The 6,825-nt window shown below is 64.9% G+C and carries 6 protein-coding genes; 1 reads left to right on the top strand and 5 read right to left on the bottom strand.

Annotation, left to right across the window (positions count from 1 at the left end; all coding sequences use genetic code 11):
* The 5 genes from QM712_RS08215 to purU all read right to left on the bottom strand — a co-directional run.
* A partial coding sequence (locus QM712_RS08215; RefSeq protein ID WP_415022561.1) for a TRAP transporter substrate-binding protein occupies positions 1-501 on the bottom strand: 501 nt, incomplete at its 3' end.
* Between the two features lie 475 nt (positions 502-976).
* Positions 977-2,332, bottom strand: a complete 1,356-nt coding sequence (locus QM712_RS08210; RefSeq protein ID WP_415022560.1) for an MFS transporter — start codon at positions 2,330-2,332, stop codon at positions 977-979.
* A gap of 105 nt (positions 2,333-2,437) precedes the next feature.
* Entirely contained in the window at positions 2,438-3,346 is a 909-nt protein-coding gene (locus tag QM712_RS08205; RefSeq protein WP_415022559.1) for a bifunctional 5,10-methylenetetrahydrofolate dehydrogenase/5,10-methenyltetrahydrofolate cyclohydrolase, read from the bottom strand.
* A gap of 9 nt (positions 3,347-3,355) precedes the next feature.
* The gene (locus QM712_RS08200; RefSeq protein ID WP_415022558.1) at positions 3,356-4,636 is read right to left on the bottom strand and encodes a glycine cleavage T C-terminal barrel domain-containing protein; all 1,281 of its coding nucleotides are present in this window, start codon (positions 4,634-4,636) and stop codon (positions 3,356-3,358) included.
* Between the two features lie 19 nt (positions 4,637-4,655).
* Positions 4,656-5,528, bottom strand: coding sequence for a formyltetrahydrofolate deformylase (purU, locus tag QM712_RS08195; RefSeq protein ID WP_415022557.1), 873 nt, complete (start codon positions 5,526-5,528; stop codon positions 4,656-4,658).
* A gap of 235 nt (positions 5,529-5,763) precedes the next feature.
* Between purU and QM712_RS08190 the strand changes: the two genes are divergently transcribed.
* On the top strand, positions 5,764-6,774 hold the full coding sequence (locus QM712_RS08190; RefSeq protein ID WP_415022556.1) for a LysR family transcriptional regulator: 1,011 nt from the start codon (positions 5,764-5,766) through the stop codon (positions 6,772-6,774).
* The last annotated feature ends 51 nt before the right edge of the window (positions 6,775-6,825 follow it).

The following is a 6,825-nucleotide window of genomic DNA, read 5'->3' as shown; positions in this document are numbered from 1 at the left end:
GTTGATCGGCTTGGTCGAGGACGTGGTCTGGCGGAAGCCGTTGTCCCAGATCTTCTCCATGACCTCGAGGCCGGCCTTGTTGATCTCGCCCCGGACATAGGCGCCGAGGTCGCCGTCCATGGCCTTCCAGACCGTGGGATAATCCGGGAACGCGAAGCCGATGCCGTTGATCGAGGCCGCCGGCACCAGGGTCGCCAGGATCAGGCCGGACAGCGTGAAGAACTCGACGCCGCCGGAGCGCACCTGGCTCAGCATGTCGGTGTCGGAGCCGAGCTGGCTGTTCGGGAAGACCTGAAGGTCGAACCGGCCATTGGTCTCAGTCTTGATCGCAGCCGCCATCTCGCGGGCGCGTGCCACGAACGGGTGCGACTCCGGCAGGTTGTTGGCGAACTTGTAGGAGAACTCGGCGGCCTGGGCACGGGCCACGTAGGGCGCGCTGACGCCACCGAAGACGGCGGTCGCGGCGGAGGCCTTCAGAAGCGTGCGTCGGGAAAAGCTCATTGGGTTTGCTTCCTCAAAAAGTTTGTTGTTGTTCTGAGACGCAAACCATACGGACGTCGGGTCAGAAGGTCATCTGCGATCTCGCGGAACTTCGCTTATTGCAGCCGGACAACGTCGCGGCAATATCGGCTTTCGGCACATGGACCCCAATGGCCGGCGCGGATTCAAAATGCGAAAAACAACCCCATGCACAGTAGCGGTCAAGCGCTGAGGCGATGGTCGAGGCTCAAGCCGAAAGAGCGCTGCAGCGAAGGCTGAGTTGCAGGAAGTCCGGCTAAATATCTGATCTAATTGTACATAAAGATATTCCATAATATACCTTATGCGAATTGTGGATATGGGTTGAGGTCCTTGGCCATCCGCCGACCTGGCTTGATCTCCCATTCCTCCCTCGCGTCTGCCGGACGGCTCGACGCGGGTTTGCCGGCGGCGCTGGAGGCCGCCGGCAACCGCCATCCGGTTTGGTCCGCTCGCGTTACCGTTCGGCGCGCTGCGCGGCCTGGTGGACGTCGGCGACGGCCACCGCAACGAAGGTGATGGCGACGCAGGCGGCGATCACGGCAAAGAACATCGGGGCACCGTAGTTGAGGGCGAACGTGCCGACATAGGCGCTCACGATGGCCCCTGCTCGGCCAAATCCGGCGGCGGCGCCGACGCCGGTCGACCGGACGTTGGTCGGGTACACATAGGCCGCCAGCGCATACAGCGAGCCCTGGGCGCCGAGCAGGAAGAATCCTTCGGCGCACAGCAGTGCCATCAGCAACGGCTGGGTTTCGGTCGACAGCGGGATCGAGGCCAGGATGGCCGCGCCGACGGCTGCAGCGCCCGCGACGGTCAGGATCGCGGCGCGGGAGCCGTAGCGGCCGATGGCCCATCCGGTGACGATGCAGCCGCCGACGCCGCCGAAGTTGAACAGCGCCAGGCCGAAGCTGGCGGTCTGAACGTCGAAGCCCTTGCCGGTCAGAAGCGTCGGCGCCCAGGCGTAGAGCACATAGACCGGCAAGAGGCAGAAGAAGAACGCGATCCAGAGCGCCGTCGTGGTCCGACGGAGGCCGGCCACGAACAGCGCGGTGAGCGATGCCCGTTCGCCCCCGGCGTCGCGCCGGTCGACAAAGACGCTGGACGCAGCGACGTTGCCGTCGAGGATCCGCACGGATTTGGCGACTCTCTTGGCGTCGGCGCCACGCGCCAGCAGGTATTGCGGCGATTCCGGCAGCGCGGCCGCGAGGACCAGCGCGACGATGATCGGCAACACGCCGCTCACCACGAACAGCATCCGCCAGCCGTACTCAGGCTGCAATTGCGCTGCGAGCACGCCGCCGATCATGCCGCCGATCGGAATGCAGACGATTCCCAGCATCACCGAAAGGCTGCGGTTGCGGCTGGGCGTGAATTCAGCGATCAGGGCGGTTGCCGCCGGCAGCGCGCCGCCGAGGCCGAGCCCTGCCAGGAACCGGTACAGGCTCACCTCACCCACGCCGTGTGCGGCAGCAATGGCCAGGGTCGCCGCGCCGAACAGGAACACCGATGCGATCAGGGCCACCTTGCGGCCAAGCCAGTCGCCGACGATGCCGCCCAGCGGAGTGCCGACGGTCATTCCGACGAATCCGAGCGCGAGCGCCGGCGCGAAATCACCTCGCGTGACGCTCCATTCCTTGATCATCGACGGTATGGCGAAGCCGAGGATCTGGTTGTCCAGACCATCCAGGATGATCGCCAGGGCGCACAGCAGAAGCACCTGCTTGCGCGAATTGGTCCACGCCCCCTCCTCTGCCAGTGTTCCGATGTCGATGACCGGTTGCTGCGTCGTCTCCAGGACCTGCGTCGTCACGATGTGTCTCCCCCTTTGTGTCAATCGTTGCGAAGTCTCGTCATCCGCGGAGCCGCGCGAGGCAGTTTCCGCGGAGGCGTGGTGTCTTGTTGCCGTCGCGTCCGATCAGGCTGCCGCTGAAGCGTCGGCTTCCGCCGCCTTCGATCGCGCGACCGCCATGCGCGCGGCACTCAGCGTGTTGGCGAGCAGGCAGGCGATGGTCATCGGCCCGACGCCTCCGGGCACCGGCGTGATCGCGCCGGCGACCTCGATCGCCTCGTCGAAGGCGACGTCGCCGACGAGTTTTTCGTTGCCGGAGCCTGATCTGATGCGGGTGATACCGACGTCGATGACCGTTGCGCCCGGCTTGATGAAGCGGCCACGGATCAGGCCTGGGACGCCGGTGGCGACGACGAGGATGTCGGCCTCCCTGCATCGACGTTCGAGGTCGGTCGTCCGGATATGCGCGATCGAGACCGTGCACAGCTCCTGCAGTAGCAACCGCGCCATCGGGCGGCCGACGACGTTCGAGGCCCCCACGACGAGCGCGCCAAGTCCCGCGATATCGGCGTGCACCGACCGGATCAGGCGCATCACGCCGAGCGGCGTGCACGGAACCAGGGCGTCCTCCATGCCGGCCGCGGTTCGCCCGACGTTCAGCGGGTTGAACCCGTCGACGTCCTTGTCCGGGCGGATGGCCGTCACGACGCGTGCCGTATCGATGTGGGACGGCAGCGGAAACTGAACCAGGATGCCGCTTACCGCCGGGTCGCGGTTCAGCGTCTCGATCACGTCCAGAAGCTGCCGTTCCGTCGTCTCGGCATCGAGAACGAATTGGCGAGACCGCATGCCGACGGCTTCGGTCTGTCTGATCTTGTTCGCGACGTAGACGTGGCTGGCGGGATCATCGCCGATCAGCACGACGGCCAGTTCCGGCACCGCGCCGCCACCGGTAACGAGGGCGGCGACGCCCTCGGCCACCTCTTGCCGGACCACGCCGGCAAGCGCCTTTCCGTCGATGATGCGCGCGGTCATGGCTGCCGCTCAGATCGCGGACAGATCGGCGCGCCGGTTGTCCTTCTTGTAAGGCGCCGGTGCCACCTTGGCGCTGATCTGCTTCTGCCGCCGTCCGGGCTCGCCCCAGAGCACCGTGACCTCAGTGCCGATCTCCGAATGATCGACGTCGATCGTGCACAGCGACAACATCTCGCGGAAGAAGTAGCTGTACCCACGCGAGGTGGTCACGCCGACGTCCCTTCCGCCGCTCAGGACTCGATCGGCATACATGAAGCCGCGCTGGTCGCGGGGCATCTCCATGTACTGATAGGGCTCCTGATCCTTCCGGAACAGCGAGGCGTGGACGTCGGCGACGTCGTCGCCATTCCAGACCAGGGTGCGGATCACGCGTTTCGGATTGGCGACCTCCTGCTCCAGCGCCGCGCGGCCGATGAAGTCGTGGTCGAACTTGATGTTCTTGCTCCAGCCGAGTTCGACCGGGCTGCGATACCAGTCGCGGATGTCGTCGGACTGATAGCTGCCGGCGATGTTGAAGGTCGAGGCGAAGCCCGGCATCGCGGCGCGGAATTCATCCTGATAGTCCTTCATGTCGTCGTCGAAGATCGCGGGCATGTAGTCGGTGACGATGGTCGGGAAGCAGGCCTCGAGGTGGTTGATGAAGATCGCGCGGCCGCCGATGCGGCGGAGGCCGAACTCCTGCCCGGCGGCGACGATGGCGTCGTAGACGGCGGCGGCCTGGGCCATGGGACCCTGAAGCTCGAAACCGATCTCGCCCGACATGCCCTGCCGCAACGCGAGCATCCTGCACCCGGCGATCTCGATCTCACCCGAATGCATGAACTTCACGTCGCGCAGGGACCGCCCCGCGACCTTTTCGAGAAGCGCCAGCGACGTCGGTCCCTGGACCTGGAAATTGAACCAGTCGTCGGCCGCGGAGGTGACGTCATAGTTGCCGTGACGGCGGATGTAGTCGACCCAGAACGTGCCGCGGCCGAACAGCATGAATTCGTCTTCGGACAGGCGCGTCAGAATGCCTTCCGCGATGACCTTACCCTGCTTGTTGGTGTGCACGACGTGCTTCGACTGCCGGATGTCGAATTTCTGGAAACTGTTGACCGACGTATCCGAGAACAGCTTCAGGGCATCCGGCCCCTTGAAGCGCCGCTCCCACAGGAACGACCAGTCGCCGAGTGCGCAGGTCTCCTTCCACGACATGCTCTCGTCGATCCAGTCGGTGTATTCGGGAAGGCCCCAGCGCGAGGTGAAATAGCCTTCAGGCGTCCTGCGCATGCCCTTGGGGGTCAACATGATCGTTCTCCGTTATGCTCTAGTCGGCGAAGACAATGGTCCGGTCGCCATTGATGATGACGCGGTCCTCGAGGAAGAGATGAACCGCGCGTGAAAGGACCCGGCGCTCGATGTCGCGGCCCTTGCGGACCAGATCTTCCGGCGTGTCGCGATGACTGACGCGTTCGACGTCCTGCTCGATGATCGGTCCTTCATCGAGATCGCCGGTGGCGAAGTGTGCCGTCGCACCGATCAGCTTGACGCCGCGCGCATGCGCCTGGTGATACGGCTTGGCTCCCTTGAAGCCCGGCAGGAAGCTGTGATGGATGTTGATGCAGCGGCCCTGGAGATGGCGCGCGAGATCGTCCGACAGGATCTGCATGTAGCGGGCGAGCACGACGAGATCGGGTCTCGTCGCATCGACGAGCGCCTTGATCTGCGCTTCCTGCTCCGCCTTCGTTTCCCTGGTGACCGGGAAGTGATGGAATGGGATCTCGCCGACCAGGCTGACGGCAAGCGCCGAACGCGGGTGGTTCGAGACGATCCCGACGATGTCCATGGGCAGTTCGCCGAGCCGATGGCGGTACAAGAGATCGCCGAGACAGTGATCGAATTTGGAGACCAGCAGCAGCACCCGCTTGCGTTCGGCCTGAGAGCGCAGCGTCCATTCCATGCCGAACTTGCGCGCGACGGCCTCGATGCTCCTGCGCGCGCCGTCCGCGCCTTCGCCCGAGAGCGTGACGCCGACCCTCATGAAGAAGCGCTCGCTCATGATCTCGTCGACCTGCGCGGCTTCGACGATGTTGCCGCCGTTCTCGAACAGGCAGCGCGTGACGTCGGTGACGATGCCGGGAACGTCGCGGCACGACAAAGTGAGGATGTATTTCTCTCTGAGAGCAGTTTCAGCGTGCATGAAGATGCGGCCCCTCGCGGCCACGGCGATCGATTCCAGCGGCACCGGCGCGGTGAGCGGATGGGTTGGGAAAACCGACGGGCGGATCAGGGAACGGTGTCAGGCAAGCCAGCGCGACGGCGACGCTATGCCTCTGATTTCACTCCCGGACCGCCCCCTTCGGGGCGTTGTGGGGAGACCATCGCCTAGATCTCAGACATTGAAAATCCTGTATTCTTCAATACAAGCTATCCGCATGATGGATATCAGGCGGCTCGATCTGAACCTGCTCCTGCTCTTCGACGGGCTGTTCCGGACGCAGAATCTCTCGGCGGTCTCGCGCCAGCTCGGCGTGAGCCAGCCGACGGCCAGCGCCGACCTGCGCAAGCTGCGCGATTTCTTCGGCGACCCGCTGTTCCTGTCGACCGGACGCGGCATGCGGCCGACGCCATTCGCGGAATCGATCTCGGACGCCGTCCGGACGGTCCTTGCGACGATCGACCAGCAGATCCTGCGCAAGCCGCGCTTCGTGCCCGAGGAGAGCGACCGCGTCTTCACGGTGACGGCCTCGGACATCGGCGTCCTGATCTTCATTCCGCCGATCCTGCAGAGGATACGCACGATGGCTCCGGGCGCGAGCCTGAGATGCGTGCCGACGTCGCATGAGCATCTGGAGGACGCGCTCGAAAGCGGAGAGATCGACCTCGCCATCGGCTACTTCCCGGATCTCGTCGGTCCGAACATCGCGACCGAAGACCTGTTCGATCATCCCTTCACCTGCATCGTCCGGAAGGATCATCCGACGATCGGCGACAGCCTGTCGCTCGAGCAGTTCCTGGCCGCCGACCATATCGTCGTCAATCAACAGGGACGCAGTCAGGAAATCTTCGAGAGGCGCGTCCGCGATCTCAAGCTGCAGCGCCGCGTCGTCCTGCACCTGCCGCATTTCATGAGCGTGCCGCAACTGATCGCGACGAGCGACATGATCTCCACCGTGCCGTTCTCGCTGGGAGCCTGGTACGCGAACGCGGGCCTGAAGCTGTTGCCGCCGCCGGTCTCCATTCCGCTGATCGAATTGAAGCAGCACTGGCATCGCCGGATGGACAACGAACCCGCCGTGCGGTGGCTGCAATCGATCGTCGCCGAAGAACTGCGCGATCGCGATCCGGCTCTGGCGATGTCCGCGGACTATGCCAAGTCGCGCGCGCAGGCGACCGGGCCTGCCGTGTCGCGGCCGGCGCCGGAGGGCAAGACGCGCCATCGATGAGCCGGCTCCGCGCGCCCGGACCGTCGCTTCGGATCCGGCCAGGCGCTCCGC

Origin of the sequence: Bradyrhizobium sp. (assembly GCF_047605465.1) — a bacterium.
GTDB lineage: Bacteria > Pseudomonadota > Alphaproteobacteria > Rhizobiales > Xanthobacteraceae > Bradyrhizobium.
Note: the sequence above shows the minus strand (reverse complement) of the source record. Positions and strands in the feature narration are given on the sequence as shown.